The organism is Nonomuraea bangladeshensis, assembly GCF_039529455.1.
Lineage (GTDB): Bacteria > Actinomycetota > Actinomycetes > Streptosporangiales > Streptosporangiaceae > Nonomuraea > Nonomuraea bangladeshensis.
Window position 1 is genome coordinate 392,609 of sequence record NZ_BAAAMV010000005.1, and the last position, 26,997, is coordinate 419,605.

Consider the following 26,997-nt stretch of genomic DNA (forward strand, 5'->3'; position numbering starts at 1 on the left):
AAGCCTGAGAGATGAGAGACCGCGACCCCGAGGGCCGGCCGCGCAACGCCCGGCCGCGCGACGCGTACGGCAGGCCGCTCCCCTACGGCTCCCCCGGCGTGCCGAGGGTTCCCGACGACTACGCGCCCACCGCCGAGCAGGCGCTCGCCGACGGGCGGCGGTTCCTCGCCGAGGGGATGCCGTTCCACGCCCACGAGGTGTTCGAGGGCCGGTGGAAGTGCGCCCCGGAGGAGGAGCGCGAGCTGTGGCAGGGCCTCGCGCAGATCTGCGTCGGGCTCACGCACCTGCAGCGCGGCAACGGGCGCGGCGCGCTCACGCTGTTCGCGCGGGGCGCGGCCCGGGTGCAGGCGTCCGGCGGCGCGTACGACGCCGTCGGCAAGGTCGCCTCCGGCCTGGGCCAGGACAGCGACCCCGGCGAGGCGATCGCCCTGATCCTGGAGAAGCTGCCGGACTAGCCGGTCAGTCGCACTTCTGCGTGCTGGCCGGCGAGGTGTCGGTGCGGCCGAGCGAGGCGTCGGAGGCGACCTCCTCGGCCGTCAGGACGTAGCCGGTCTCCTGCTCGTTGACGGCCGCCGCGAAGATCACGCCGAACACACGGCCGTCCACGGTCAGCAGCGGGCCGCCGGAGTTGCCGGGGAGCACGAGGCCGCGGATCTGGTAGACCTTCCGGGTCACCGTCGTGTCGCGGTAGATGTCGGGGCCCTCGGCGTCGAGCTTGCCGCCGATGCGGGCGGGCTCGGCGGTGAAGCCCTTGCCCTTGGGGAACCCGGCGATGATCGCGTTGTCGCCGCGCCTGCCCTCGCCGTCGAAGGTGAGCTGCGGCAGGTCGAGGCCGGGGACGTGGAGGATGGCGATGTCGCGGCGCGGGTTGTAGCGCACGACCGTGGCCCGGTGGCGGGCGTTGTTGTAGTCGACGACCTCCAGGTCGCGGGTGACGCCGGCGACGACGTGCGCGTTGGTCATGATGCGGCCGGGGGCGTAGACGAAGCCGGTGCCCTCGATGTGCTTGTTGCAGCTCTGCGCGTCGCCCTGCACCTTGACGATGGCGCGGCGGGCCCGGGAGAGCCGGTTGCCCTGCAGCACGCTCTGGTCGGGCGGCGGCACGTCGAAGAGCTGCCCCGCCCCTATGTCGTCGAAGACCGGCGGGAACTCCGAGCGGTCGATGAACCTCTTGAACGGCGCCTGCCAGTTGCGCGCCGCCTGCGGGATCGCGTCGTCCACGGTGGTGAGCAGCGCGGAGTTCTTGACCTGGTCGACCAGCGGCGTGAACGACGTGGAGACGATCAGCGACCCGATCAGCCAGGCGATGACCAGCACCGACAGTGCGCTGGCGAACGTGCCGCCGACCGCGTCGGCCACCTTCGCGGGCTCCCACGTGACGTGGCTGCGCACGACCGCGCCGATCGTCGAGGAGGCGAACTGCCCGATCGTGGCCGACAGGAACACGATCACGATGGCCAGCAGTGCCTGCGGCGTGTCGCCGTCGACCACGGCACGGGAGACGGGGGGCGCGATGAAGACCCCGAGCACGGCGCCGCCGACGAACCCCACGAAGCTCATCGCCCCGATGATGAAGCCCTGACGGTAACCCGAGATGCCGAAGGCGACCACGAGGCCGATCAGGATGAGGTCAAGCAGATCACCGCGCACGCTTCAAAGGTATCCAGGGATAAGGTCAAGCGTGCACGTCTTCGGCCAGGACCGCGTCACCCTCCTGGCTACCTTGGCGCTATGCCGCAGGCCGAGGGAACAGTTCGCGATCTCATCGAGGCCGCGCTGCGTGACAGCGATCCCGACGGCCCGCTGCGCTGGCACGTGATCTCCGTGCTGCGTCAGCGCGGCGACCTGGAGTCCTTCATCGAGGCCCGCCGGTTGTGCGCGGCCGACACCGTCACCGAGCGGCTGCTCGGGGTGGACATCATGGGGATGCTGCGGCCGTTCGCCGACCGCACGCTGCCGGTGCTGCGCTACCTGGCGGCCAGCGAGGACGACGTCATGGTGCTCTACTCGGTGCTGATCGCCTTCGGGCACCTGGCCGACCCGCGCTCGCTGCCGACCGTGATCGAGCTGGCCGCGCACCGCGACCCCCGGGTGCGCTACGGGGCCGCGTACGCGCTCCAGCACGTGCTCGGCGACCCGCCGGACCCGTCGGGGTTGCGGACGCTGCGGACACTGGCCGCCGACAGCGACGCCGACGTGGCCGGATGGGCCTCGCTCGGGGTCGCCCTCTGGTCCGGCCGTTAGACGCGGCGGGCGGTCAGGGACTCCAGCGGCAGCTCCGTCACCCGCGAGGTGTCCCACGGCTGGTCGAGCCCGGCCGCGCCCAGCGTGCGGTCGAGCACCATCGCGGTGAAGCCCCACACGAGCATGCCCCGCACCTGGAACGCCGGCCCCGCGATGCCCGTGGGCAGCCGCAGCGTGAACCGGTTGGCCGGATCGACCAGCTCGGCGATCGGCACCCGTTCGACCGAGTCGACCTCGTCGGGTGAGGCCGCGTGCACCGCCGACGGCTCCCGCCACCAGGCGACGACGGGCGTGACCCGGTTGTCGCTGTGGTGCAGGTAGAGCTCGGGCAGGGTGCCGAGCACGTGCACCCCGCGCGGGTCGGCCCCGGTCTCCTCCTCGGCCTCGCGCAGCGCCGCCTCGACGGGGCCGCCGTCCTCGGGGTCCACGCCGCCGCCGGGGAACGCGGGCTGGCCCGGGTGCCTGCGCCCGCGCCTGCTGCGCTGGATGAGCAGCACGTCGGGACCGTACGGCCCCTCGCCGAACAGCATGAGCACCGCCGCGCGCCGGCCGCGTCCGTCGGGCGGCCGCAGGTATCGGGGGACGCTGAGCCGCTGGGACTGGTCCGCCAGGCGGATCAGCCAATGGGGGACTTGGGTCACGCATCCTCCAACACGCCGGGGCTCCTGCTGCTTCCCCGCCTGCCGTCAGGAGAAGGGGCCGGACCTGACGAGCTTGCGCGCCTCGGCCTCGGACGTCGGCCCCGTGCCGAACGACGGGCAGAGCGCGGCGAGCGGGCAGACGCCGCAGGCCGGGCGGCGGGCGTGGCAGATGCGCCGGCCGTGCCAGATGACCCGGTGCGAGAAGATCGTCCACTCGCGGCGCGGCAGCAGCTCGCCCACCACGTGCTCGATCTTGACGGGGTCGGTCTCCTCGGTCCAGCCGAACCGCCGCACCAGGCGCTGGAAGTGGGTGTCCACGGTGAGCCCGGGGACGTCGAAGGCGTTGCCGAGCACCACGTTGGCGGTCTTGCGGCCGACGCCGGGCAGGGTCACCAGGTCCTTCAGCCGGCCGGGCACCTCGCCGCCGTAGCGCTCGCACACGGCCTGGGCCATGCCGATGATGCTGTTGGTCTTGGCCCGGAAGAAGCCGGTCGAGCGGATGATGTCCTCCATCTCCGACCGGTCGGCGGCGGCGTAGTCCTCCACTGTCGGATATTTCGCGAAGAGGACGGGGGTCACCATGTTGACCCGCTTGTCCGTGCACTGCGCGGACAGGATGGTCGCGACCAGCAGCTCCAGGGGGTTGCGGAAGTCGAGCTCGCAGTGGGCGTCCGGGTAGGTCTCCGCCAGAACGCGGTTCATCCTGCGCGCCCGCCGTACGAGTGCGAGCTGGGTCTCCGGCTTGCGCCCCGCCGCTTTCGTCGCCATGACCGCAAGGGTAGAAGGTTCCGCCGGTGCTTGAACCCCGGACGCCGGGGCGTCGTACAACCTGGCGACGCGAGAGGGGTGGACGGCGATGGGCGGTCAGGGCGCGACGGTGGCGGAGTTCGTCAGGAGCGCGGGGCCGCTGCGCGGGCCGGCACTGGACCGGCTGGCGCTGGCCTGCGCCGCGACGATGGCGCGGCTGCACGCGCGCGGCGTCGCGGGGCTGCGGCTGAGCGAGGACAGCGTGGCGCTCGGGGCGCACGGTCAGGTGTTCATCGGCTGGACGCCGTCGGCGGCGGCGTACGAGGGGGCGGTGGCCGACGACGTACGGGCCTGGGCCGACCTGATGGTCTTCGCGGCGACCGGCGTCCGCGACGGCGACCCGTACGCCCTCCCACCGGCGCTGCGCCTCGCGGTCGCGCAGTGCCGCCGTCCCGACTGGGTGGCCCGCCCGCGCGCCGCCGACGTCCTGCGCGTTCTCCTCGGCCGGTCGGTGGCGAGCGCCATGGCCTCCGTGGACGACCTGCTGGCCTGCTGAACCGGAGCTTCCGGTAACTTTCCCCCTGGACTCGACGTACCCGGACGAGCCAGAACACTCCGGCATTCCCATAACCTGTGTGTGCCGCCTTGAGTGGGGTGAGTCACAATGGCAGCAGAGGAGGCAGAGTGAACACCGACGATGTGCTGGGCAAGGCCCCCCTGTTCGCCGCGCTCGACCGCGAGAGCGCCGCGGCGCTGCGGACGAGCATCACCGAGGTCCAGCTCTCCAAGGGGCAGACGCTCTTCCACGAGAACGAGACGGGCGACCGCCTCTACGTCGTGCTCGAAGGCAAGATCAAGCTCTCCCGCACGTCTCCGGACGGCCGGGAGAACCTGCTGAGCGTGCTGGGGCCGAGCGAGATGTTCGGCGAGCTGTCGCTGTTCGACCCGCGGCCGCGCACGGCCACGGCGACAGCGCTGACCGAGGTGCGGCTGGCGGGCCTCGGCCACGACGACCTGCGCCCCTGGCTCACCGGCCGTCCCGAGGTGGCTCTGCACCTGCTGCGCGCGCTCGCGCAGCGCCTGCGCCGCACCAACGACGTGCTGGCCGACCTGGTCTTCACCGACGTGCCGGGCCGGGTGGCCAAGCAGCTGCTCGACCTCGCCGAGCGGTTCGGCACCAAGACCGACGACGGCCTGCGGGTCCACCACGACCTCACCCAGGAGGAGCTGGCCCAGCTCGTCGGCGCCTCCCGCGAGACGGTCAACAAGGCGCTGGCCGACTTCGCCCAGCGCGGCTGGCTGCGCATCGAGGCCAAGGCCGTGGTGATCCTCGACACCGACCGGCTCTACAACCGCTCCAGATAGTCGAGCTGGGCCCGCACCGACATCTCGGCGGCGGGCCAGAGCGAACGGTCCACGTCGGCGTAGACGACGCGGACGATCTCGCGCGGGGTGCGCGCCCCCTGCGCCTGCGCCGCCCTGATCTGGTCCAGCCGCTCGCGCCGGTGCGCGAGATAGCCGTCGAGCGCCGCGATGGGGTCGGTCAGCACCGGGCCGTGCCCCGGCAGCAGCACCTTCGCCTCCAGGCGCTCGGCCGCCTCCCTCAGCCGGTCGAGGCTGCGCAGGTAGTCGGCGAGGCCGCCGTCGCCCGCGATGATCGTGGTGCCGCGGCCGAGCACGGTGTCGCCGGTCAGCATCGCGCGGTCCTGTGGCAGCCAGAAGCACAGCGAGTCGAACGAGTGGCCGGGCGTGCCGTGGACGTGCACCTCCAGCCCGCCGACCGTGACCACGTCGCCGTCGGCCAGCCCCTCGCCGCCGAGCCGGTGCCGCGGGTCGAGGGCGCGGACGGGGGCGTTCACCAGCGCGGCGAAGGAGCGGGCTCCCCCGCTGTGGTCGAAGTGGCCGTGGGTCAGCAGGATCTCGGTGACCCGGCGGCCGTCGAGGTGGGCGCGCACCCGTTCGAGGTGATCGGCGTCGTCCGGGCCCGGGTCGACGACGATCGTCTCCTCGCCGTCGCCGATGAGCCACGTGTTGGTGCCGTCGAGCGTCATGATCCCGGGGTTGGGGGCGAGGACGTTGACGGCGTGGTCGGTACGGGTGCCGTCGGGCCCGCCGCCGAGCGGGATGTGCAGGCCGCTCACGTGTTCACCAGCCGCATCTCGCCCTCGACCTCCACGGCCCTCGGCAGGATGGTCACGATGTCGCGGGGGACGGCCAGCACTTCGGCCACGCTCCCGTACGCCGACAGCTCGCTCAGCGTGCGGTGGGTGGGCGGCATGAGGAAGATCTCCCCCTGGCGCGCCCGCTCGACGGCCTGCGCGGGCCGCGTCCAGACCACCTGGTCGGCCTCGCCGCCCACGTCGCGGGTGCGCTGGCCCTCGGGCAGCACGGCCACGAAGAAGCGGGTGTCGAAGCGGCGCTGCTCGATCTCCGGCGTGATCCAGTGGGCCCACGGCTTGAGCAGGTCGGAGCGGAGCACCAGCCCCCTCCGCGCGAGGAAGTCGGCGAAGGCGAGGCTGCGGTCGATCAGCGCCAGCCGGTCGGCCTCCCAGTCGTCGCCGGTGGTGTCGGCCACCACCGAGCCGGCGTCGGGGCCGGCCAGGAGCACCCCCGACTCCTCGAACGTCTCGCGCACGGCCGCGCACACCAGGCCCCTGGCCAGCTGCTCGCCCGCGCGGAAGGCCGCGCCCCACTCGGCGGGCGACGGCCCGGCCCACGCCACGGCCTGGTCGGTGTCGCGGGCGTCCACCGACCCGCCGGGGAAGACGTACGCGCCGGCCGCGAAGGCCATGGTGGCCTTGCGCCGGAGCAGGTAGGTCTGCGGCCCGCCGGGGCCGTCCCGCAGGATCACCACCGTGGCGGCGTCCCGCGGGGTCACCGGCTCGATCCTCCCGGCGATGAGGTCCCTGGCCCGCGTGGCGAGCTCGGCTGGAAGCGGCAATCCGGTCACATGACCTCCTCTAGAACATCACTCGGTCATGGTGACATATCTCCGCTCAGGCGACCTCGGCGATCAGCTCCACCTCGACCGGCACGTTCAGCGGGAGCGCGGCCACGCCCACCGCGCTGCGCGCGTGCTTGCCCGCCTCGCCCAGCACCTCACCCAGCAGGTCGCTGGCGCCGTTGCCGACCTTGGGCTGGTCGGTGAACGACGGCTCGCTCGCCACGAACACGACGACCTTGACGATCCGTACGATCTTCGTGAGGTCGCCCACCTCGGCCTTCAGCGCGGCGAGGGCGTTGAGCGCGCAGATGCGGGCCATCTCGTAGCCCTGCTCCAGGCTGACCTCGGCGCCCAGCTTGCCGGTGCCCGCCGGCTTGCCGTCGACGATCGGCACCTGGCCCGAGGTGTAGACGAGGTTGCCCGTACGCACCGCGGGCACGTACGCCGCCACCGGCTTGACCACCTCGGGCAGCGTCAGCCCCAGCTCCGTCAGCTTCTCCTCCGGCGTCATCTACTGCTTCTCCCTCTTGAAGTAGGCGACGAGCTGCTCCGGCGTGGCGCCCTGCACGATCTGGACCAGCTCCCAGCCGTCGGAGCCGAAGTTGTCCAGGATCATCTTGGTGTTGTGGATGAGCAAGGGGGCTGTGAGGTACTCCCATTTCTTCATGAGGGCCAGAGTAGTGTGAGCAATCTCAAAGGGTGGTCACCGGCGTTCGGCAAGTGACCGTTCGGTAGCCTCGAAGCGTGGATTCTCCGCGCACGGATTGGGCGGACGTGCACCTGCACGTCGTCACCGGCAAGGGCGGCACGGGCAAGACGACCGTCGCCGCCGCCCTCGCGCTCGCCCTGGCCTCGGGCGGCAAGAAGGTGCTGCTCGTCGAGGTGGAGGCCAGGCAGGGCATCGCGCAGATCTTCGATCTGCCGCCGTTGCCCTACGAGGAGCGCCGCATCGCGGTCGCGCCCTCCGGCGGGGACGTGTACGCGCTGGCGATCGACCCCGAAGACGCCATGCTCGAATACCTGGAGATGTTCTACGGCATGCGGCGGGCCGGCCGCGCCCTGAGCAAGATGGGCATCGTCGACTTCGCCACCACCATCGCCCCCGGCTTCCGCGACGTGCTGGTCACCGGCAAGACCACGGAGGCCGTACGCAGGCGCAACCGCAACGGCCGCCGGGTCTACGACGCGGTCGTGCTGGACGCGCCGCCCACCGGCCGCATCACCCGCTTCCTCAACGTCACGCAGGAGGTCGCCGGGCTCGCCAGGGTGGGGCCGATCAAGAACCACTCCGAGCTGGTCAGCAGCGTCGTGAAGAGCCCGGAGACCGCCGTGCACTTCGTGACCCTGCTGGAGGAGATGCCGGTCCAGGAGACCCTGGACGGCGTCGCCGAGCTGCGCTCCGCGGGCCTGCCGCCGGGCGGGATCTTCGTCAACATGGTGCGCGAGTCCCAGCTCCCGCAGGCGGCGCTCGACCAGGCCGCCACGGGCCGCTTCGACGCCGCCGAGCTCGTGCTCGGGCTGAAGGCGGCCGGCGTGGCCGACGGCGCGGAGGCCACGGCGCTCGCCGAGGCCCTGGCCGAGGAGGTCGTCGAGCACGCCCACCGCACCGAGCTGGAGCGCGCCGAGCGCGAGTCGCTGGCCGAGGCCGGGCTGCCGAGCTTCGAGCTGCCGCTCCTCACCGACGGCGTCGACCTGGCCGGCCTGTACGAGCTGGCCGAGACCATCCGCACCCAGGGAGCAGCGTGAAGAAGCCCGCCCGGCTCGACATCGACGCCATCCTCGACGACCCCGGCACCCGGATCATCGTCTGCTGCGGCGCGGGCGGCGTGGGCAAGACCACGACCGCCGCGGCCCTCGGGCTGCGGGCCGCCGAGCGCGGCCGGTGCGCGGTCGTGCTGACCGTCGACCCCGCGCGGCGCCTGGCGCAGTCGATGGGGCTCACCGAGCTCGACAACACCCCGCGCCTCATCCACGAGTCGGAGGACGGCGGGCAGCTGTTCGCGATGATGCTCGACATGAAGCGCACGTTCGACGAGATCATCGAGGCGCACGCCGACCCCGAACGGGCCAGGCAGATCCTGTCGAACCCCTTCTACCAGTCGCTGTCCTCCAGCTTCGCCGGCACCCAGGAGTACATGGCGATGGAGAAGCTGGGCCAGCTCCGCCGCTCCGACGAGTGGGACCTCATCGTGGTCGACACGCCGCCGTCGCGCTCGGCGCTGGACTTCCTGGACGCGCCAGAACGGCTCGGGAGGTTCTTGGACGGCCGGTTCATCCGGCTGCTGACGGCGCCGGCCAAGGCCGGGGGCCGCAGCGCGTTCAAGCTGCTCAACGCCGGGTTCGGGCTGATGGCCGGGGCGCTGACCAAGCTGCTCGGCGCTCAGGTCATCAAGGACCTGCAGACGTTCGTCTCCGCGCTCGACGCCGTCTTCGGCGGGTTCAGGCAGCGGGCCGAGATGACGTACCAGCTGCTCCAGGCGCCAGGGACGGCGTTCCTCGTGGTCGCCGCGCCGGAGCGCGACGCCATGCGTGAGGCTTCCTACTTCGTCGAGCGGCTGGCCGAGGAACGCATGCCCCTGGCCGGCCTGGTGGTCAACCGGGTGCACACGTCCCCCGCCGCCGCGCTCTCAGCGACGCGGAGCGCCGCCGCGGCCGAGGACCTGGAGTCCAGGGGCGAGCACGAGCTGACCGCCGCCGTGCTGCGGCTGCACGCCGGTCGGATGCAGCTCGCCGCTCGCGAGAACCGCGAACGGGAGCACTTCGTCACGGCACATCCCACGGTGCCGATGGCGAAGGTTCGCGCCATGTCGGAGGACGTCCACGATCTGACCGGTCTGCGGCAGATCGGGGAGCTGCTGGCGAGCGCGTAGCCGCTCTTCCCGGGGAATCTCCCGGGACTCTCATGGGAGTACGGCCGGCGGACGGCGCCGGCCGTACGTCAACGCTCTCGGCTCGCCGGGCCGGATCAGCCCGCGATCAGCTCGTTGGTTCGCTCGTACTCTTCTTTCGCCGACTCGAGCAGCTCTCGCCACGAGTCGACGTCTGGACGCCGCCGCAGCAGCGCACGTCGTTCGCGTTCGGTCATACCGCCCCACACCCCGAACTCGATGCGGTTGTCCAGCGCATCGGCGAGGCATTCGGTACGGACCGGGCAACCCCGGCAGATGAGCTTCGCCCTGTTCTGCGCGGCGCCCTGCACGAACAGGGCATCCGGATCCGCACCTTTACAGGCGGCACGGGAGGTCCAATCCGTGATCCACATTTTTCGACCCCACTCCCCTTAGGTGGTCAGTCGTCATTTGGGGCCGACGGGCGCGGGCGCCGAGCCTCCGTTATTCAGTTGCCGCAGAGAGAACGTACGCAACGAGACGTTCGGGCCGACAGACCCCCAGAGGACCAAATTCTCGCGGCCCTGTTGACCGGGAATGACTAGTCACCTGGCCCAGTCAAGGTGAAATGTGGCGCGGCTACCGATTCGGTCAGCCTTTGGACGTACCCTTGGTACCGTGCAAGCGCAGCGCAAAGATCGGCCCAATCCCGTCCTGACCCTGGTGCGACTGATCACCGCCGCGACCGCGGCCGGGGTGCTCGCGGCCGCCGTCGCCCTGCCCGCGGTCGGCGGAGCCGGGATGTCGACCAAGAGCGCGCTTGAGGGGCTCAACCTCAAGCCGGAAGAGCTGGACGAGCCGCCTCTTCCCGAACGCACGAAGATCCTGGACGCCAACGGCAAGCAGATCGCGCTCTTCTACTACGAGAACCGCCAGTCGGTGACCCTCGACCAGGTGGCGCCGATCATGCGTGAGGCGCTGATCGCGATCGAGGACTTCCGTTTCTACCAGCACGGGCCGATCGATGTGGAGGGAACCGCCAGAGCGCTGGTGAAGAACCTCACCAACGGCGGCGTGACGCAGGGCGGCTCCTCGATCACCCAGCAGTACGTCAAGCAGGTGCTGGTCAACGCGGCCGAGACCCCGGAGGAGCAGGCGGCGGCCATCGCCCCCACGGTCTCCCGCAAGCTGTCCGAGCTGCGCTACGCGATGGCGATCGAGAAGAAATACTCCAAGGACCAGATCCTGGAGAAATACCTCAACATCGCCTACTTCGGCGCCGGAGCCCACGGCATCCAGGCCGCCGCCAGGCGTTTCTTCGACAAGCCCGCGTCCAAGCTCAGCCTCGCCGAGGCCGCCACGCTGGCCGGCGCCGTCCAGAACCCGGCGCGCACCGACCCCAACGTCGGCCCCGAGGCCCGCGAGCGGCTGCTGCAGCGGCGCAACACCGTGCTCGACCGGATGGTCGAGATCGGCAAGATCTCGGCGCAGGACGCCGCCGCGGCCAAGGAGAAGAAGCTCGGCTACAAGGACATCGAGTTCCCGGGCGGCTGCGAAGAGAGCAAATACCCGTACTTCTGCCTCTACGTGCAGTACGAGATCCTCAACAACGACGAGTTCGGCAAGAACCCCGACGAGCGCAGGAAGCTGCTCCAGCGGGGCGGCCTGACGATCAAGACCACGATCGACCCCAAGATGCAGGCCGCCTCCGAGAAGGCGATCAAGAAGTACGTGTCCACCAAGGACAAGCCCGTGGCCTCGCAGGCCATGGTCGTTCCCGGCACCGGCGAGATCAAGGCGATGGCCGCCTCGCGGAAGTTCGGCGGGAGCAAGAAGAAGAACGAGATGAGCTACAACATCGTGGCCGACGCCGCGCACGGCGGCGGCCGCGGGTTCCAGCAGGGCTCGACGGCCAAGGTCTACACGCTGGCCGCGGCCCTGGAGGAGGGGCTGAAGTACGGCGACGGCTTCCCCGCCCCCGCCGGCTACAAGGCCGACGCCTACAGCACGTTCAAGAACTGCAAGGGCGAGAACGTCGGCGACCCCTCCCACACCGTCACGAACTCCAGCGAGGGCGGCGGCGGCTTCAAGACCCTGGAGAGCGGCACCTGGGGCTCGGTCAACACCTTCTTCCTGCGGCTGGAGCAGAAGGTCGGGCTCTGCGACACGGTCAAGATGGCCAAGAAGCTCGGCGTCAAGCGGGCCGACGGCAACAAGCTGTCGGAGGTGGAGACGTTCACGCTGGGGGTCAACGAGGTCGACCCGGTGACGATCGCCAGCTCGTACGCGGTGTTCGGCTCGCGCGGCAAGTACTGCAAGCCGCTCGCGATCACCGAGATCACCGACCGCAACGGCAAGGTCAAGCAGTACAAGCCGAAGTGCTCCCAGGTGCTGGAGGAGAAGGTCGCCGACGCGGTCAGCGGCATCCTGTCCGGGGTGTTCACCAAGGGCACGATGACCGAGGTCGGCGGCATCGGACGCGACGCGGCCGGCAAGACCGGCACGACGGACAACTACATGTCCGCGTGGTTCGCCGGCTACACCCCCAACCTGGCCTCCGCAGTCTCGCTCGGCGACCCGCGCGGCGCCGCGAACCACGAGCTCATCGGCATCACCATCGGCGGGCGCTACTACTCGTACGTGTACGGCGCGTCGATCTCCGGGCGCATCTGGAAGGACTCCATGATCGGGGCGCTGAAGGGGGTCGAACCGGTCGACTTCACGCCGGTGGACCGCTCGCGCTTCGGCGGGTGCACCGACCACTGCGCGCCCAAGCCCAAGAAGGAGAAGGACGACAGGAAGCCGGGCGACCGCGGCAACCCGTTCGACATCTTCAACCCGCCGGGCAACGACGACCGCGGGTGGGGCGGCGGGCGCGGCCGCGACGACAACGGGCGAAACCGGGGCGGCGACGCCGGGCCGATCATCCAGCCGGGCTTCGGCGGCAACTGACCCCTCGGGTTCCCGAGCCTGGGCCTCCTGTCATCGCCAGGAGGCCCTGTGGCCGCCGCAACGCCTCTCCTGGGCCCGAAGCCGCTCCGGCCACCGCCGAAGCCTCTCCGATCCGCCTGGGGCTATCGAGCTATTGGGCTATCGCGCTATTGGGCGGCGAGGCGGGCGCGTACGGTGGCGGCCACCCGCCCGCCCTCGGCCCTGCCCGCGACCTTCGGGTTCACGGCCTTCATGACCTGCCCCATGGCCTGCGGCCCGGACGCGCCCGTCTCCGCGATCGCCGCGTCCACGAGCACCACCAGCTCCTCGTCGGACAGCTGCGCGGGAAGGTACTCCTCCAGCACCGCCTGCTCGTCCAGCTCCGCCTGCGCCTGCTCGGCGCGCCCGGCGTTGCCGAACGCCTCGGCCGCCTCCTTGCGCTTCTTCGCCTCCTTCGTGAGGACCTTGATGACCTCGTCGTCGGAAAGCTCCCTGGCCTCCTTGCCGGAGACCTCCTCGACGTTGATCGCCGCCAAAGCCATCCGGATCGTACGCAGACGTAGCTCGTCGCGGCTCTTCATCGAGGCCGTGAGGTCGGCCTTCAGCTTGTCCTTCAATGCGCTCATGCGGTCCATCTTGCCGTCTGCGCGGACACCTCGTGCCCGATGTCAGGCATCATGAGTGGGTGAGGAAAGCCGTCGCAGTGCCCCTGTCCATGTTCGGTCTCGGCCTGGCCGGGCTGGGTTACGCGTCCGTGGTCGAGCGCAACTGGTTCCGGTTGCGCCGCTTCGACGTGCCCGTCCTGGAGCGCGGCCAGCGCCCGGTGCGCATCCTCCACCTGTCCGACCTGCATCTGACGCCACGCCGCTCGATGCTCATCACGTGGGTCCGCTCGCTCGGCGAGCTCAAGCCCGACCTCGTCGTCAACACCGGCGACTCCATCGCGCACCCGGACGCCGTCCCCTCGCTCCTGCACGCCCTGGAGCCCCTGCTCTCCCGCCCCGGCCTGTTCGTCTACGGCTCCAACGACCTCTACGCCCCCAAGCCGAAGAACCCGGCCCGCTACCTCTGGCGCACCTCCAAGAACGAGCGCCGCCAGCACGTCCCCAGCCTCCCCTGGGAGGAGCTGGGCGCCGGGATGGCCGCCGAGGGCTGGCTCGACATGAACAACACCACGGCCCGCATCAAGGTCGGCGACCTCGACGTGGCCGTGGCCGGCATCCACGACTCCCACATCTCCCGCGACCGCTACGACCTGGTCGCCGGCCCGGCCCCGGCCGACGCCGACCTCCGCCTCGGCGTCATGCACTCCCCCGAGCCGCGCAACATGAGCCTCTTCGCCGCCGACGGCTACCAGCTCCTGCTGGCCGGCCACACGCACGGCGGCCAGCTCTGCGTCCCCTTCTACGGCGCCCTGGTCACCAACTGCGGCATCGACCGGGCCAGGGTGAAGGGCCTGAGCCGCCACGACGGCGCCTGGCTGCACGTCTCGGCCGGCCTCGGCACCTCGCCGTACGCCCCGGCCCGCTTCGCCTGCTTCCCGGAGGCGTCCCTCCTCACCCTCGTCCCGCGCCGCGCCTAAAGGCGGTCACAACCACCTTGGGAGTCCGCTAGACTTTTCCAGGTACGCACCGATCGGCGCGTGCACGGGGTGTAGCGCAGCTTGGCAGCGCGCTTCGTTCGGGACGAAGAGGTCGTGGGTTCAAATCCCGCCACCCCGACATAGCTGAACTGGCCTTCCTGATGAATCAGGGAGGCCAGTTCGCGTACTGAGTGACTAACTGAGTGACTAAGCCCATGCACTCGGGCTAGTGGCTCCCTAGGTCTCCTCGATCAAGATGCCCGTGAGGAGCGGTCATGGAGATTCTTCGTCAGGGACTCCGATGCCAGGACGTTCATTCTGGCCTTAGGAACGTGGACCCCAACTCCCCCCTCATCGCACCCCTCACAGACACACGCGTGGTCGGCATGGCGGCAACTCTGGCCGGTCTGATCCGTGGCCGTGACGTGATTCAAGATGCGCAAGCCCTGGCGACCGTCGCGGCAGCCCAGCTGGACGTATCCCCCCTGGCTTTCAACAACGTCGTCGGCGTCCTCGAAGACGCCGGCTTCGTAGCTGGAGTGCAGCACAAGGGAAGCAAGATCGTCTCCTTTACAGAGACGGTGCCCTTCTACGACAACCTTTATGAGCGCCTCGGCACCGTCTGGAACGACCGCCAACCCAGCATCCTTGAGCAGCAGATGCTGACCGTCGTGGAGGCGCTGGCCGCGAAGCCCATACCGAAAGAAGAACTCGAAGATCGCCTTAGCCTGGACCACTCAGATGTTCCGCGTCTCCTGGAGATCGGTGAAGGCTCCGGTCTCGTCCAAGTGGTGCGAACCATAGACGGGGATCTGGCCTACTCCCCCTTCTTCGGCTTTGAGAATCCCGAGCTGTTCGGGGACCTGGTTCGTGATCACGGTCCAGAGAAACTCGCGGTCGAGTTCGAAGCCCTGCGATCGGAGCAAGGGCTCCCGATTGGCAATGACCAGTTCCCGTTCCTGACCGACGCGGTCGCACGCGGTCTGGTGATGGCTCCTGCTGTACGACGGCCGAACGGCAAGATGCAGCCGTTCGCCGCTCTGCCGTACAGCGCCGATCAATCTCTGCTCGTAGCACGCAAGCCGGTCGTGGATAAGGCTCTCGCGGTACTCGCATGCCTGCGATGCGCCCAGCACTATGGCGGCTACAACAGCCTCACGCCAGAAGGACTCGTGTCCGTGATCGACAAGCTTCTCGATCGTAACCGCGGCTTCCTCAAGCCTCATAGTGCGCATCGGCGTCAGTACGAACTCATGGTGCGTGCAGGGCTGATCTACTTTGCCGACGACACCCTGCCCGGCGGAACGTGGGTGGTACCCACATTTGTCGATAGCGTTGACAACCGTGAGGCCCTCACCCTTGCGCGCGATCTGATCACTCATGGCGAGGCGATCCGCAACCGGGTGGACGACTCTGAGGCGCGGAGCGCACTGGATGTGCCCGGCAGTTACGTAGCCCCCCTTCAGACCATGCATCGGTCTAGAGAACTGGCTATGCCAAGCAGCAGCCACTTCGAAAAAGTGTTCGAAGTTGCAATGGGTAGGGCAGAGAAGTGACTGAACTGGATCTTGACCTGAAGGTCGCGACGCGACGCCTTTTCTGGAGCATGGGGTACAGCACCCGTCTCGACGTTCCACTCAGAGGCTTCAGTCCGATCGGGGAATTTTCAGGCCGCAGCAGATCTCCCGAAACGTTCACAGACCTGGACGTTCTGGGTTTTTCTGTTGTCGGAGGCCACCGGCTCTCGGCAGAGATCGCCGACTGCAAGACGAGCCGGAAAGAAAGCACTGCGCGCATGTTTTGGCTGAGAGGCATTGCGGACCTCTTCGGCGCCGACCATGCCTATCTAGTTCGGCAACACGAAGTCACGGACGCAGCAAGGCAGCTCTCAGCACGCCTTGGCATTACCGTACTCCCCGGGATCGAACTGAAAAACATTCAAGACCAATATGGGCCACCGATTCCCGATGGCGAGCACCCTCTAGCGATGCTGTTCGACACGTCCGCCGCAGCTTCACATCTAGCCGCCTTCACAAAACTTGACAGGCAACTCAATGACCTAATCGAATATCGAAACTTCGATTATTGGGTGTACGAAGATTATCGCAATCTAGTACAGATGGTCGCTCATCTAAGTGGCGCCAATAGGGTGCTTGATCCAAGAAACCCGATTCATGTCGCACTCCTGATAGATCTTAGCTGGCTCTATTTGCTGACTCTGATACGAGCTATCACTCATATTCGAGGAGCATTTCTCAGCAATCTCGACCGAGGATTGCAGGAGTACATGTTCGGCGGCGTACTCAACCTACAAGAAAAGCAAGAGGTTGCGCGACTCCTTGTCACGCTCCGGCCTAGCAAAAGCTCGAAGAAACTGGATCATCTGCCCCCGTACTACAAACTGCTTCTGGATCTAGTCTTCCGGCTTTTGCGGCGACCCGGACAGATGCAGACGGCTCTACGCTACGCCGAAGTGGCCACAGCCTTCGCGGCAGCAAAAGCGCGCGTCACCCTTCCGGATGCATTCGCATTTTCGAGCAGTTTCGATGCCGTAGCAGCGAAACTTGTAGCCGATGTCTGCGGCTTCCTCGTAGCTACTGCTCAGCTTGACTCCGGCTTTAGATGGCGAGTTCGCGCGTACCTGCTCGCAGAAGAACCTCCAGCATCAACGCATCATGCAGCCGCTAGCAATTCCTCACCGACTCCCGGAATTCAGAGGCAAGCTACTGGGGGCGAACCTTCCCAGCTAGAGCAGCTATCGCTTGATCATACGGATTCCAAAGAGGACAAAAAAAGCGCAGAAGAACCACCTAGTAACAGCTCTTCGTAGGGGATCAGCGTAACACGCGCTCAATCTACTCATTAGAATGATCGAACGAATACAGGTGAAGATGAGGAGTGTTCGTGATCCTTGAATGAGGGGAGTCTCGGTTCGAGTCCGCGACTATCGCTGGTCGGCCCCATCGTCGCGTCTCTATTGCTGGTTCCGGAAATCCGTGAACTCTGGAAGGGATGCAGGCAAATGGTCTCAAAACTAATGAAGGCTAAGAAGTTTTCATCTCTGCGAGTTCTCCTAGCGGTAGTTGGTGTAATCGGCAGCACGCCCCTTGCTCAGGGATCACGAGCGCAGTGATAACAAGGCCCCATCCGATAATCGGAAGGGGCCTCGCGTGTCGCACCTACTCGCTGTGAAAGATTCGGTCCATTGCTTTAGCGCCACCTTGAAGCACAGGGCGAATTTGTTTGCGGTACACGGCCTCGGTGACGGCGGTACTGCTGTGTCCGACGAGCCGAGAGATCTCTTCCAGCGGAATGCCGTTGTCCGACAGCAGCGAGACGAAGCTGTGCCGCAGTTCTCGCGGTGTCCATTCCCGCGAGTCCACACCGCGCGCATTGTGTATGGCCTTGCGGAAGTCGCGGCGCACGTTGGCTGCGTCCAAGGGCGCGCCTGTGGCCGATGTGAATACCAAATCGCTCCTTGACCATTCATCCTCTCGGTCTCGCTGCTGTTCTTCTCGCCTTTGAGACAGCACGTCAACGCAGCGTTGAGGTAGGGCGAGCGTGCGACGGGACTTTTGGGTCTTGGTGTCTCCCCCGGCCCGTACCGAGCGCCATACCGCTACGTGCGGTGGGATTGGCGGGCTTGCATCCGGATCGCCATCCAGGTCCACGTGATCCCATGTGAGCGCTCGCAACTCCTCCGTACGCGCGCCGGTGAGCAGGGACAGCACGATGTAGGCGTACATCTTTGAGCCCTTGGCGGCCACGAGTACGGCTTCAGCCTGAGCCAAGGTTAGGGCCTTGGAGGGGCGTCCCGACTTGCCTTTCGGGACCGAGCACAGCGCCACCACGTTGCGCTTGACCTTGTCCCGCGCCATCGCTCGTTTGATCGCCCGATTCAGGCACCCGTGGAGACCCTGAAGAGTCCGTGTGCTGAGTTCCTTCGCCTTGGTGGCGAGCCACTTATCCACATCTTCCGCACTGAGGTCCCGGAGCTTCCGAGCGCCCAAGGCAGGGATGATGTGGGTCCTGCACAGGATCGTGCAGGTCTTCACCGTGGCGGGGTCCCGACCGTTCAGGCCGTAGGCCAGCCAGTCGTTCACCGCGCGCTCCACGGTGTAGTCGGCCGGAGCGATGGCCAGGCCGTCTTCGTAGTCGCGGAGGACTTCCTTGAGCTTGTTCTTGGCTTCGGTCTTGGTCTTGCCGCTGCCCCGCTTGACAATGCGCTTGCCGCTGGGGTCGTAGCCGAGGCTGGCGGTGGCGATCCAGCGTTGGCGCTTGTCGTCCCAGTGGAGGCCGCCGTCTCCCCTGCTGCGTCGCTTGGTCATCAGGCTGCTTCCTCTGCTTCCTTTTCCAGGAGGGCAATGTAGTCGCGGATGGCGCTGGCGGTGATGAGGCGGGCGCGGCCCTGCTTGACGGAGCGCAGGCGGCCGGTGCGGATCTGGTCGTAAATGACGGTGCGGCTCATGCGGAGCAGGCGCATGACGTCGGTGACGCGGTAGAGCTGGGTGTCGGCGAGCCGGACACTGTCCGGCGTCGAGGTGGTCACTGGTGGGTCTCCTCGTCGGCGTGGACAGCGGGGACGGGCAGCAGGGCCGGTTGTCCCTCGTGGGTGTGGGCGTTGGTGCTGGTCGTGGTGTGTGCAGGGACAGGCGGTACGCCGGGGACGTCTCCCGGCGGTGTGCCGGGCAGGCGGTAGTGGCCGGTGGCGTTGACGCAGAGCTGGCCGTCGGCGTTCATGCGCTGGCAGGTCTTGCGGACGTTCTCGTAGGACAGGCCGGTGCCCTCGGCGATGGCCTTGGGTGTGCTGCCTGGGTGCTGACGTACGTGGCGGATGATGGTGGCGCGGGTGTCGGACAGGGTGTGGTCTTCGGGTGGGCCGTCCAGGAGGTGCCAGAGGCCGGCGGCCGGTTGGAAGGCCATCGCGTGCTCGGCCTCTTCGACGTCGCGGCCGGTGACGTGCAGGACGCCGTCAGCAGTGCCACGGGCGCGTTTGAGGACGAGGGTGGCGTCCGCTGCACCGGCCAGGCCGTTGGTGCCGGAGACCTCGCTGAGGAAGTCTTCGGAGGCCATCTTGCGGACGTGGTGGACCAGGACGACGGCGACGCCGTAGGTGTCGGCCAGGCGCTTGGCACGGCTCATGGCGGCGTAGTCGGCGTCGTAGGCGGACAGCCCGGGAGGCGTGTTGCCCCGGATCTTAGCGAACACGTCGATGACGACCAGGCGGGCGTTGCCGTGGCGGTCGAGCCAGCGGCCGATGGCCTCTTCCCCGCCCTGCGGCAGGGTGGGGCAGGTGGTGGCCAGGGTCAGGTCCTTAGGCGCGGGCTGGCCGCCCAGGATCTTGCCCATGCGGTTCTGGAGACGGCGTGCGGTGTCCTCCAGGGCGAGGTAGAGCACCGGGCCGGGCTCCACCTCGATGGCTTCCAGGGCCTTGGCGCCGCTGGCGACGGCGACGCCCAGGCCGAGGCTGAGCCAGGACTTGCCGACCTTGGGCGGGCCTGCCAGGAGGCTGAGTCCTTTGGCGATGATGCCGGGGACGGCCCAGCGGGGCTCCGGGAAGGTCATGGCCATGAGTTCGTCGGCGGTCCACGAGGTGCGGAATGGGACGGCCTGGGCGGGTGCTTGGACGGCATCACCGTTGACCAGGTGCAGGTGAGTGGTGCGGTCGTTGGTCATGCGGCCACCGTCCGGGGACGGCGGGCTCCGGCGCGCAGGCCGGAGGCGATGGTGCGCTGGGCCTCGCCGTAGGGCTGGCCGATCTGCGTGGCTGCCTCGGTTAGCCACGACGTGACGGCGGCGGCGTTCAGCTCACCTCCGGCGACGAGCTGGCCGAGGGCGACGGCGGCGAGATAGAGAGCGTTGTTGTGGCCGTGCGGTGGTGAGCTGGTCACCCGGCTCAGCTCGCCGAGGACGGCGGCGCGGATGTAGGAGCCGCGCCGGTCGGCGGCGAGCGGCACCGTGACCGGCTTCTGGGGCGGCAGCGGGGCCGGGCGTAGACGTTCGACCAGCCAGGCCGGGAGCGGAGCCGGTGTGATTGGGTGCAGGACTGCGTAGGTGCCGCTGCCATTCTCGTCGGTGACGCGGCTGCCGGGGCCGACGACGTAGCCGCCATTGGCGCGGGTGTCGATGAGCCAGCCGAGGCTGCCTCGGGTGTTGGTCAGGGTGGCTCCTTCCGGTGCGGTGAAGTACAGGTGCAGGCCGCCGCGTCGGGTGCGGACCTGGAAGGTCTCCAGCGGGAGCGGCTGTCCGGCCTGCTCGCAGAGCGCGGCGAAGACGTCCGCGCCGTCGTTGATGCCGGGTCGGTTCCACTCCGGTGGCGGCTGCTCGCCGAGCTTGGGCCGGTCCAGGTCGATGACGACCAAGCCGGACGGGCCGGTCGCGATGGCGAGGTTGTACCGGTGCTGCCAGATGCGGTGGATGGTGGCCGGTTCGGTGGTGGTGCGGTTCTGCCAGGCGGTGAAGCCGCGGGGCGGGGTCTTGCCGTTCGGGGCGAGCGGGAAGACGTGCCAGCCTCGGGCGGCGGCCGCGAGGGCGTAGCGGGTCAGGTTCGCAGTGGTCATAGGCGCTCCGTTCGGCGTTCAGCGGGTGGCGTCGCGGTGCAGGGCGCGGGCGTGGTTCCAGAGGTGGCGGCCGATCCGCAGGCGTAGGCCGGTGCCACGGCAGCGGCGGCAGTCGTGGGTGCCGCGTCCAATGCGGTTGGGCTTGCGGCCCTTGCCGTGGCATGCGCGGCAGCGGCGAAAGGGCCGGATGTAGCACTGGGCGATGTAACGGACGGTGACGAGCAGGACAGTGACGATCACGGCGCTAGCGATGAAGTGGGCAGGGGTCATGACGGGCCTCCTGAGCCGTTTTTGGGTGTCGTCAAGCGAGGGCGCTAGCGTGCTAACGCCCTGGCCAGGGCTGATTTCGGGTGCTAGCGGGGCTGCTAGCGATAGCAGGGTCAGCCGCTAGCGCTAGCAGCCCTCGGGCGGGTTACTCGGTGCCGGTTCGGCGGTTACGTTCCGCGATGGCGCCGGTGAGGTCGTCCAGGCGGATGCCTCGCCGAGTGATGGCCTTGCCGTCGATGCGGCGGCCGATGGCCTGGACGGGTACGCCGTGCGGTTTGAGTGCGGTGGTGAGCTGTTCGGAGGCCCAGCCGGTGTAGAAGTCGGGCCGGAGTTCGGCCAGGCGGGCGCACAGGGCCTCGTTCCAGGCGGCCGTCTCGCCTGCGGGCCAGATCTGGGCGAGGTCGGTCAGCAGGTCGAAGGTGGGTGCGTCGGTGCGGGTCTGGGTGCCTGCCTCGGGCAGGGTGCCGGCCAACCCGCGCAGCTGCATGGCGCGGGCCACGACGTGCTTGGCCTTGTCGGTGTCCACCTCGAAGGAGCGGCGGGCGGCGGGCTTGCCGAGGCCGGACAGGATGCCCCAACCGGCCTCCTTGACCGGCTCGAAGATGGTGGCGCGGTAGCCCTGCTTGTACATCGAGGTGCCGAGGATCATGTCGTTGGCGACCTGGTCGGCGACGCTCATGCAGTAGCGGGTGTTGACGTTGCGGGTGATGCCGGTCGGCAGGCTGTCCTTGTCCGGGATCTGGGTGCCGATCAGCAGGATCACGCCTAGGGCACGGCCCAGCTTGATGACCTTCTCCAGGATCTCTCCGGCTTCCTTGCCGTACTTGGGGTGCAGGAACAGCTCTTGGATCTCGTCGATGGCGACGATCAGCGGGTGCAGGCCGGAGCCCTTGAACGAAGCGAGTTCCGGGGTGACCTTGTTCTCCGGGGCCTTGCCGAGCTGGGCGTAGTGGGCGATGCGCTTGGAGCGGTGTTCGCACTCCTTGTAGAGCCAGCGGATCATCCCGGCGCAGCGGGCTATGGTCTCGTCATCGAAGCCGTTGCCGTACTCGGTGCAGACCGGCTCCAGGACCTTGAAGTCGCCGACGCCCTTGAGTTCGTAGATGCGCAGTTCGGCACGCGGGTCCAGGCTGGCGGCGAGGACGGCCAGGCGCAGGGCGAAGGTCTTGCCGGAGCCGGGCTGGCCTCCGACGAGCCAGTTACGGAACATCAGGGCGGCGTTGACCGTGTCCATGCGCGGCGTGGTGGCGAACGGGAACGGCTTGAAGACGTCCACCTTGCCGTCCTTGAGCAGCGGCCAGGCGGGCTGCTTCATCTGGGACGCGGGCTCGTAGCCGACCCAGAGCGACAGTCGTCCGGGGTGGCCGTCGCCCGGCTCGGGCCAGACCTGGTCGAGCGGGAGCCGCATGCCGGAGGCCAGCCGGCCTCTGCGGGCCACCACGTCGGCGGCCTCCACGCCGAAGGGCAGGTCCACGACGGCCAGGTGGCCGGGGCCGTCGCGGTGGATCTCGGTCGGGAAGCTGATGGCGTTCGGGTCCTTGCTGACGGCCTGGTTGATGCCGGAGATGCCGCAGGACAGCAGCGCGCGGCGGACCAGCTCGGCGGTGAGCTTGCGGTAGCGAGGTCCCTCGGATACGCGGTCGGTGATGGGCTTGTCCGTGGGCCTACCGGCGCGAGCCAGCACCGGCATGGCCACGGCGACGGTCAGCAGGCGGCCCCACGTCGGGATGTCGGCGAGCAGGAAGACGAGCAGGCCTATCAGGGCCGTCACGGCGAGAGTGGCCACGATCGACCAGCGCCAGCGGGACTGGCGCTGGCGTTGCCGATCGAGCTTGAGCCACATCTCCGGGTCGTTGCGGTCGGCGGCGTACTGGCGTAGCGCCCAGTTGCCCTCCTCGGCGGTGGCCCAGTGCAGCAGCTTGCCCGTGGCGCGGAAGAACCCGATCGGGGCGTACATGGTGGCCTTGGCGGCGTACTTGGGCGCGCGCACGGCGTGGTAGCCGACGACGTACCCGGCGTCCTTGGCCGCCCAGACCAGCATGGAGCGTGTGCCTCGCCAGGACCGCAGCGTGGCCGGGATGATCGGGGCACGGTGCCGGTCGTTGCCAGGCCGGTAGGGCAGGTCCTCGTCGGGCGGGTCGACCGGAGGTCCGAGGACCGTGCCCTCGACGGCGATCGTCTCGCGGTCGAAGAACTCGTCCTCGTCGCGGTCGGGCTCCTGCTCGTCCGCGTGGCGGGCGCGGCGGCGTGGGTCCAGCGGGACGACCTCGCCACCGAGAGCGGTCGGCTCGTCCTCCTCGGAGTGGTCTTCGTGGTCGTGCGGGTGATGCGTCATGATGTGTGCACCTCGTGTGCCTTGGCGGTTGCGGGGTTGCGGGGCGCGGCCGGAGTCTTGGCGGATGAGGCCGCGTCCCGTACTGGCTTGATCAGGGACGATGCGCGGTCGGACCGCGTCTCGTCAGCGCGGGCTGTCGTGGTGGTGTTGGCGGTCGGTCCGTGCGGTCCGACCGGTGGCGGGTCGCCGGTCGATGGGTGGGCGAGGGCGAGGTCCATCAAGCTGCCTCCTGTGCTGTCGGACGGGTCTCGGTGCGCAGGCGGGCAAGCAATGCGCCCGCGCGGTCGGTGGAGATGGATCGGCCGGTCTGGCGGACTGCGTCGCGCAGTCGGTCCCGCGTGAGCGTGATGCCGCGCGTCTCGTGGTCGGCGGCGATCTGCCAGCCCAGCGGCATCAACTCGTCCACCTCGGACGGGGCGACAGCCGGACGAGTGCTCTTCCGTGCCTTGGGCCTGCGGGACGACGGCTTCCGGACAGGCGCGGCGGCCAGGGCCGGGCGCACCGGAGACGGCGGCGGAAGCGGGGCCGTCTGCGCGCCGACCGGGGCCAACTCGCCGAGCTTGTACATGGCTCGCTCGCGGCGAGTGGCCTTGAACTGCCACAGGCGGCCGTACCGGTCTTGCAGGTCGGTCTTGGCCAGGATGCGTTCCCGCTCGCGGTGCAGGGCCTCGGGGTAGGAGCGCACCTCCCACAGCACCATGCGCCGCCACAGCGCGAACGTGGGCAGCGGGGACAGCAGCCAGCGCGACACGCGGATGCTGTCGAGTCGGCGGGACGGGCTGGCCAGGTGGGCGCGCTTGCGTACGGCGTGTGTGCCGATCTCGACGGCCACCACCCACAGGCCGGGCAGGATTGCGTGGGCGACGACGGCGAACCAGTCAGGCCCGCCAGGTGCGTCGGCGTAGGCGGCGATGTTGAGGTAGACGGTGGCGGCCGTCAGCGTCCACGGGATGAAGCGGAGCCAGCGCACCCGCATGTCGAGCCGGGCCAGGACGATGTCCAGAGCGGAGAACACCGCGATGCCCAGGTCCACCCCCAGGGGCAGCATGAAGGCGAGCGGGCCGAAGGTGGGTTTGGCCGCCTCCATGACGGTGGCGAACGAGATGATGAACCCGATCAGGCCCAGCACACCGACAGCAGCGGCGGTGACGGAGATCAGGGTCCGCTCTCCTTCCGAGAGCGGGCGCGGGCTGGCGGTAGGCATGGCAGATGCTCCGTCCGATGAGTTGTGGATGGGGGTCATCGGCCCCACCGCCGTCCCCAGCAGCGCGGGCAGCCGGGCTTGTTGCACCAGTTGCGTGGGGATGCGGCCCAGCCTCGGGCGACGACCTCCAGGGAGCCGCCCTGGCGGATGGTGGCGCGCGAGACCTGCCACTGCCGGTAGCGCTCCTGGCTCATGCGTACGAGTTCGATGAACAGTCCTCCGGCGAGGAAGACCAGCAGGTAGACGAGGACGGAGATCATGGTCAGCTCCACTGGGAACGGGTGAGCAGGCGACAGACGCGGCAGCCGGGCGTGCAGCGCACGCCGTGAGCGGCGCAGCGCTGGAGTTGGCGTCCGGCAGAGGCACCGCAGCGGCGGCAGCCGTAGGGGCTGGCCGATCGGGTGCCGCAGTCGAGGCACTGGAAGCGGCAGCTCATCAGGCCACCTCCCGCCTGGTCGGCGGGACGAAGGCGAGCAGCCGGTTCAGGCCCTCCAGTTCGGTGGCGGTGTAGCCAGCCCAGACGCCTTCGTCCGGGTTGAGCGCCAGGGCGTAGGCCAGACACGCGGCACGTGCCGGGCAGCCGAGGCAGATGGCCTTGGCCTGGACTTCGCGCCGCTGCCGCTCCTCGTCGGGCTCGTCTACGGGACCGATGAAGAGATCGGCCTGGCCGGCGTCACAGGCCGGGGCGACGTTGATGAGGTCGTCCAGCAGGTCGGTCAGCTTGTCGGCGCGGATCGGCGCGCTCTCGTGGGCCGTCACAGCTTCACGCCCAGGGCGCGCAGCGACTCGGCCAGGGCGAGCCGGATGCACGACGGGCACAGGAGCGGCGACGGCGGCTCATAGCCGTGCGCGGTCTCCTCGATGCCCTCGCACACCAGGCACATCCACTGGACGACTTCGGCCGGGATGGTGACGTACTGCAGGTTCTTGGACCCGTAGGTCATGATGAAGACACCTCTCTTGAAGGGGCGCCGGGGTGCGGATCTCGTTTGGCGACCAGGACCGCACTCCGGCTTTTCTGTTGGCACACGAAGCCCGTCGAGCTAAGTACGTACTCTCCGTACTCCGTGCTGTGTACGTACTCTCCGTGATTGCTCGCTCACTGTCAAGCGTCTTGGTACGGTGAGTACGTACAAGTCGCCCAAGGAGGACTCCCGTGCCAACCGGATCTGACTCCCGCGCGCTCTACGAACGCGTCGCGGATGCCCTGCGTACGTCGATAGAGCGGGGTGAACTGGCACCGGGCGACACGGTGCCGCCAGAACAGGAACTCGCAGAGACGCACGGCGTGTCGCGGCAGACTGTCCGGCAAGCGCTGCAACAGCTCACCAACGAAGGGCTGCTCAGCAGCGGGCGAGGCCGCGGCCGTACCGTTCGCTCACAGACACGCCTGCGCTGGCACCTCTCCCACTTCGAGAACCAGAGCAACCACAGCGCCGACGCGGACGCCTGGGCCACCGAGGTCCAGGAGCAAGGCCGCGTCCCTCTCCAGGAAGTCAGCGTCGGCCTGGAGATTCCACCACCAGCGGTCGCCGAACGCCTCAACCTCGACGCCGAGAAGGACATCGTGGTGGTTCGGCGTCGAGTCCGGTACGTGGACGACGTGCCCTTCCAGACGGCCGACAGCTACTTCCCCGAGGACATCGCCAGGGGCACCCCGCTGATGCAGCCGAAGGACGTGAGCGCCCCTGGCGGTCTACTGGCGTCCATCGGGCGAGGGCAGACGCGGCTGGTGGACGAGATCCAGATCCGAATGCCAACCAAGGACGAGTCCGCCCGGCTCGGGCTGCCCGCCGGCACCCCTGTGGCCGAGCACATGCGCACCGGCTACGACGCCGAAGGCCGCCCCGTACGTGTCATGATCACGGTCGCACCGGGAGACCGGCACACCCTCGTCTACGAGCTGGACGCCTCGTGACCGAGGCAGATCTCTTTCACGACGATCCCATGGCGCGCCCCCTCACCTATCCGGGCCGCATCCCCACCACCTCCGGCGTCCTGGTGGACGACGAGTACCTGCCGCTGCTCCCCGTTGGCGGGACTCCGACCGAGGAGTGGCAGGCCGGGGACGAGACACTGGGCAAGCTCTTGGTGCGGCTTGGCTGTTCCCCCATGTCGGATCGCTATCCGGTGGTGGCAGTGGGCTCCAACGCCTCGCCCAGCCAGATGCGGCGCAAGTTCGTGAGCCACTCGATCCGGCCGGTCATACCCATGACCCTGGCCGACGTCGAGGGCATCGCGCCTGGTGTTTCAGCCCATGTGAACCGATGGGGGTACGTGCCCGCGGTGCCGGTGGAGACACCGGGCGAGACCTCGCGGCTGTTCGTGCTCTGGCTCGACGAACGCGAGCTGGCAACGCTGGACGTCACCGAACCCAACTACTGGCGTCGGCTCCTGTCCGCCGACCGCCACGCCGTGACCCTGGAATCCGGCGTCCGGCTGCCGCCGTGCTTCGTTTACGTGGGTCGCCACGGCTGCTTGTCGGACGGGGACGGGCAGGCTCGACGCTTGGTCGATCAACCGACGTTGATTCAGAGCCTTCTGGACGACTCCCCCGAACTGCGCCGTCTGTGCGGCGGCACTCCCGAGGAGTTCGTCGCACGCGTACGAGACGAGGCGATCCGTGAGGCGGTCTATCGGCTCTTGCCCGCAGAGGGGCGTGTCCTGTCGCAGTCCGAACTGGTGGGCCTGCCGTCGCTCTAACGCCGGGACGT

The 26,997-nt window shown here is 68.7% G+C and carries 31 protein-coding genes and 1 tRNA gene; 13 read left to right on the top strand and 19 right to left on the bottom strand.

Features of this window, described 5'->3' with window-relative positions; translation table 11 throughout:
- The first annotated feature begins 11 nt into the window (after nucleotides 1-11).
- Nucleotides 12-455, top strand: a complete 444-nt coding sequence (locus tag ABD292_RS17730; RefSeq protein WP_329587120.1) for a DUF309 domain-containing protein — start codon at nucleotides 12-14, stop codon at nucleotides 453-455.
- 4 nt (nucleotides 456-459) lie between these two features.
- On the opposite strand, the gene ABD292_RS17735 is transcribed toward ABD292_RS17730, so the two are convergent.
- The gene (locus ABD292_RS17735; RefSeq protein WP_344208417.1) at nucleotides 460-1,650 is read right to left on the bottom strand and encodes a MarP family serine protease; all 1,191 of its coding nucleotides are present in this window, start codon (nucleotides 1,648-1,650) and stop codon (nucleotides 460-462) included.
- A gap of 81 nt (nucleotides 1,651-1,731) precedes the next feature.
- Between ABD292_RS17735 and ABD292_RS17740 the strand changes: the two genes are divergently transcribed.
- Nucleotides 1,732-2,244 carry a HEAT repeat domain-containing protein gene (locus tag ABD292_RS17740; protein WP_344208419.1) on the top strand — a complete coding sequence of 171 codons (513 nt, stop codon included), beginning with the start codon at nucleotides 1,732-1,734 and terminating at the stop codon, nucleotides 2,242-2,244.
- Here ABD292_RS17740 and ABD292_RS17745 read toward each other — a convergent pair.
- Both ABD292_RS17745 and nth read right to left on the bottom strand, forming a co-directional pair.
- Nucleotides 2,241-2,885, bottom strand: coding sequence for an NUDIX hydrolase (locus tag ABD292_RS17745; RefSeq protein WP_344208421.1), 645 nt, complete (start codon nucleotides 2,883-2,885; stop codon nucleotides 2,241-2,243). The two genes, ABD292_RS17740 and ABD292_RS17745, sit on opposite strands and share 4 nt — an antisense overlap.
- A gap of 45 nt (nucleotides 2,886-2,930) precedes the next feature.
- Complete coding sequence (gene nth / locus ABD292_RS17750; protein ID WP_344208423.1) at nucleotides 2,931-3,653, bottom strand: endonuclease III; 723 nt, start codon at nucleotides 3,651-3,653, stop codon at nucleotides 2,931-2,933.
- A gap of 88 nt (nucleotides 3,654-3,741) precedes the next feature.
- On the opposite strand from nth, the gene ABD292_RS17755 reads away from it, so the two are divergent.
- Both ABD292_RS17755 and ABD292_RS17760 read left to right on the top strand, forming a co-directional pair.
- Complete coding sequence (locus ABD292_RS17755) at nucleotides 3,742-4,188, top strand: hypothetical protein (RefSeq protein WP_344208425.1); 447 nt, start codon at nucleotides 3,742-3,744, stop codon at nucleotides 4,186-4,188.
- Between the two features lie 128 nt (nucleotides 4,189-4,316).
- Nucleotides 4,317-4,997, top strand: coding sequence for a Crp/Fnr family transcriptional regulator (locus tag ABD292_RS17760; protein WP_329587137.1), 681 nt, complete (start codon nucleotides 4,317-4,319; stop codon nucleotides 4,995-4,997).
- Here ABD292_RS17760 and ABD292_RS17765 read toward each other — a convergent pair.
- Genes ABD292_RS17765 through sp36 form a run of 4 tightly spaced genes read right to left on the bottom strand, consistent with a single transcriptional unit; the run spans nucleotide 4,979 to nucleotide 7,243 of the window.
- Nucleotides 4,979-5,773: an MBL fold metallo-hydrolase gene (locus tag ABD292_RS17765; protein ID WP_344208427.1), complete on the bottom strand. Its 795-nt coding sequence runs from the start codon at nucleotides 5,771-5,773 to the stop codon at nucleotides 4,979-4,981. The genes ABD292_RS17760 and ABD292_RS17765 overlap by 19 nt on opposite strands.
- Nucleotides 5,770-6,573 carry an NUDIX hydrolase gene (locus ABD292_RS17770; RefSeq protein WP_344209095.1) on the bottom strand — a complete coding sequence of 268 codons (804 nt, stop codon included), beginning with the start codon at nucleotides 6,571-6,573 and terminating at the stop codon, nucleotides 5,770-5,772. The genes ABD292_RS17765 and ABD292_RS17770 overlap by 4 nt, the downstream gene beginning before the upstream one ends.
- A gap of 55 nt (nucleotides 6,574-6,628) precedes the next feature.
- The gene (locus ABD292_RS17775; protein WP_344208429.1) at nucleotides 6,629-7,087 is read right to left on the bottom strand and encodes a RidA family protein; all 459 of its coding nucleotides are present in this window, start codon (nucleotides 7,085-7,087) and stop codon (nucleotides 6,629-6,631) included.
- Entirely contained in the window at nucleotides 7,088-7,243 is a 156-nt protein-coding gene (gene sp36 / locus ABD292_RS17780) for a Sp36 family protein (protein ID WP_185069889.1), read from the bottom strand.
- 77 nt (nucleotides 7,244-7,320) lie between these two features.
- On the opposite strand from sp36, the gene bagA reads away from it, so the two are divergent.
- On the top strand, nucleotides 7,321-8,322 hold the full coding sequence (bagA, locus tag ABD292_RS17785; protein ID WP_344208435.1) for an ATPase BagA: 1,002 nt from the start codon (nucleotides 7,321-7,323) through the stop codon (nucleotides 8,320-8,322).
- Nucleotides 8,319-9,446, top strand: coding sequence for an ATPase BagB (gene bagB, locus ABD292_RS17790; RefSeq protein WP_344208437.1), 1,128 nt, complete (start codon nucleotides 8,319-8,321; stop codon nucleotides 9,444-9,446). Before bagA ends, bagB begins: the two co-directional genes overlap by 4 nt.
- Before the next feature lie 95 nt (nucleotides 9,447-9,541).
- Here bagB and ABD292_RS17795 read toward each other — a convergent pair whose 3' ends face one another.
- Nucleotides 9,542-9,838 carry a WhiB family transcriptional regulator gene (locus tag ABD292_RS17795; protein ID WP_020542548.1) on the bottom strand — a complete coding sequence of 99 codons (297 nt, stop codon included), beginning with the start codon at nucleotides 9,836-9,838 and terminating at the stop codon, nucleotides 9,542-9,544.
- A 244-nt stretch (nucleotides 9,839-10,082) separates the two neighbouring features.
- On the opposite strand from ABD292_RS17795, the gene ABD292_RS17800 reads away from it, so the two are divergent.
- The gene (locus tag ABD292_RS17800) at nucleotides 10,083-12,356 is read left to right on the top strand and encodes a transglycosylase domain-containing protein (protein WP_344208439.1); all 2,274 of its coding nucleotides are present in this window, start codon (nucleotides 10,083-10,085) and stop codon (nucleotides 12,354-12,356) included.
- 146 nt (nucleotides 12,357-12,502) lie between these two features.
- On the opposite strand, the gene ABD292_RS17805 is transcribed toward ABD292_RS17800, so the two are convergent.
- Entirely contained in the window at nucleotides 12,503-12,961 is a 459-nt protein-coding gene (locus tag ABD292_RS17805; RefSeq protein ID WP_344208441.1) for a GatB/YqeY domain-containing protein, read from the bottom strand.
- A gap of 89 nt (nucleotides 12,962-13,050) precedes the next feature.
- On the opposite strand from ABD292_RS17805, the gene ABD292_RS17810 reads away from it, so the two are divergent.
- The 4 genes from ABD292_RS17810 to ABD292_RS17825 all read left to right on the top strand — a co-directional run bounded on the left by ABD292_RS17810 (nucleotide 13,051) and on the right by ABD292_RS17825 (nucleotide 16,747).
- The gene (locus tag ABD292_RS17810; protein ID WP_344209097.1) at nucleotides 13,051-13,917 is read left to right on the top strand and encodes a metallophosphoesterase; all 867 of its coding nucleotides are present in this window, start codon (nucleotides 13,051-13,053) and stop codon (nucleotides 13,915-13,917) included.
- Between the two features lie 65 nt (nucleotides 13,918-13,982).
- Nucleotides 13,983-14,056, top strand: a tRNA-Pro gene (locus tag ABD292_RS17815).
- A 238-nt stretch (nucleotides 14,057-14,294) separates the two neighbouring features.
- Nucleotides 14,295-15,473, top strand: coding sequence for a hypothetical protein (locus tag ABD292_RS17820; RefSeq protein ID WP_344208443.1), 1,179 nt, complete (start codon nucleotides 14,295-14,297; stop codon nucleotides 15,471-15,473).
- Nucleotides 15,470-16,747, top strand: a complete 1,278-nt coding sequence (locus ABD292_RS17825) for a hypothetical protein (protein ID WP_344208445.1) — start codon at nucleotides 15,470-15,472, stop codon at nucleotides 16,745-16,747. The genes ABD292_RS17820 and ABD292_RS17825 overlap by 4 nt, the downstream gene beginning before the upstream one ends.
- Before the next feature lie 349 nt (nucleotides 16,748-17,096).
- On the opposite strand, the gene ABD292_RS17830 is transcribed toward ABD292_RS17825, so the two are convergent.
- The 10 genes from ABD292_RS17830 to ABD292_RS17875 all read right to left on the bottom strand — a co-directional run bounded on the left by ABD292_RS17830 (nucleotide 17,097) and on the right by ABD292_RS17875 (nucleotide 25,227).
- Nucleotides 17,097-18,245, bottom strand: a complete 1,149-nt coding sequence (locus ABD292_RS17830) for a tyrosine-type recombinase/integrase (RefSeq protein ID WP_344208447.1) — start codon at nucleotides 18,243-18,245, stop codon at nucleotides 17,097-17,099.
- Entirely contained in the window at nucleotides 18,245-18,466 is a 222-nt protein-coding gene (locus ABD292_RS17835) for a helix-turn-helix domain-containing protein (protein WP_176903345.1), read from the bottom strand. The genes ABD292_RS17830 and ABD292_RS17835 overlap by 1 nt, the downstream gene beginning before the upstream one ends.
- The gene (locus ABD292_RS17840) at nucleotides 18,463-19,593 is read right to left on the bottom strand and encodes an AAA family ATPase (protein ID WP_344208450.1); all 1,131 of its coding nucleotides are present in this window, start codon (nucleotides 19,591-19,593) and stop codon (nucleotides 18,463-18,465) included. The genes ABD292_RS17835 and ABD292_RS17840 overlap by 4 nt, the downstream gene beginning before the upstream one ends.
- Nucleotides 19,590-20,477 (bottom strand): bifunctional DNA primase/polymerase, encoded by an 888-nt coding sequence (locus tag ABD292_RS17845; RefSeq protein WP_344208452.1) that lies wholly within the window; start codon nucleotides 20,475-20,477, stop codon nucleotides 19,590-19,592. Before ABD292_RS17845 ends, ABD292_RS17840 begins: the two co-directional genes overlap by 4 nt.
- Before the next feature lie 18 nt (nucleotides 20,478-20,495).
- A complete protein-coding gene (locus ABD292_RS17850; RefSeq protein WP_344208454.1) occupies nucleotides 20,496-20,747 on the bottom strand; it encodes a hypothetical protein in 252 nt (83 codons plus the stop codon).
- A gap of 142 nt (nucleotides 20,748-20,889) precedes the next feature.
- Nucleotides 20,890-23,079, bottom strand: a complete 2,190-nt coding sequence (locus ABD292_RS17855) for a cell division protein FtsK (protein WP_344208456.1) — start codon at nucleotides 23,077-23,079, stop codon at nucleotides 20,890-20,892.
- A 217-nt stretch (nucleotides 23,080-23,296) separates the two neighbouring features.
- A complete protein-coding gene (locus ABD292_RS17860; RefSeq protein ID WP_344208458.1) occupies nucleotides 23,297-24,283 on the bottom strand; it encodes a DUF2637 domain-containing protein in 987 nt (328 codons plus the stop codon).
- Nucleotides 24,284-24,318: 35 nt separating this feature from the next.
- A complete protein-coding gene (locus tag ABD292_RS17865; protein WP_344208460.1) occupies nucleotides 24,319-24,543 on the bottom strand; it encodes a hypothetical protein in 225 nt (74 codons plus the stop codon).
- Nucleotides 24,544-24,718: 175 nt separating this feature from the next.
- Nucleotides 24,719-25,042 carry a WhiB family transcriptional regulator gene (locus tag ABD292_RS17870; RefSeq protein ID WP_344208462.1) on the bottom strand — a complete coding sequence of 108 codons (324 nt, stop codon included), beginning with the start codon at nucleotides 25,040-25,042 and terminating at the stop codon, nucleotides 24,719-24,721.
- On the bottom strand, nucleotides 25,039-25,227 hold the full coding sequence (locus tag ABD292_RS17875) for a hypothetical protein (protein ID WP_344208464.1): 189 nt from the start codon (nucleotides 25,225-25,227) through the stop codon (nucleotides 25,039-25,041). Before ABD292_RS17875 ends, ABD292_RS17870 begins: the two co-directional genes overlap by 4 nt.
- A gap of 212 nt (nucleotides 25,228-25,439) precedes the next feature.
- Here ABD292_RS17875 and ABD292_RS17880 point away from each other — a divergent pair, with 212 nt between their 5' ends.
- On the top strand, nucleotides 25,440-26,201 hold the full coding sequence (locus ABD292_RS17880; protein ID WP_344208466.1) for a GntR family transcriptional regulator: 762 nt from the start codon (nucleotides 25,440-25,442) through the stop codon (nucleotides 26,199-26,201).
- Entirely contained in the window at nucleotides 26,198-26,986 is a 789-nt protein-coding gene (locus ABD292_RS17885; protein ID WP_344208468.1) for a hypothetical protein, read from the top strand. The genes ABD292_RS17880 and ABD292_RS17885 overlap by 4 nt, the downstream gene beginning before the upstream one ends.
- Nucleotides 26,987-26,997: the final 11 nt, after the last annotated feature.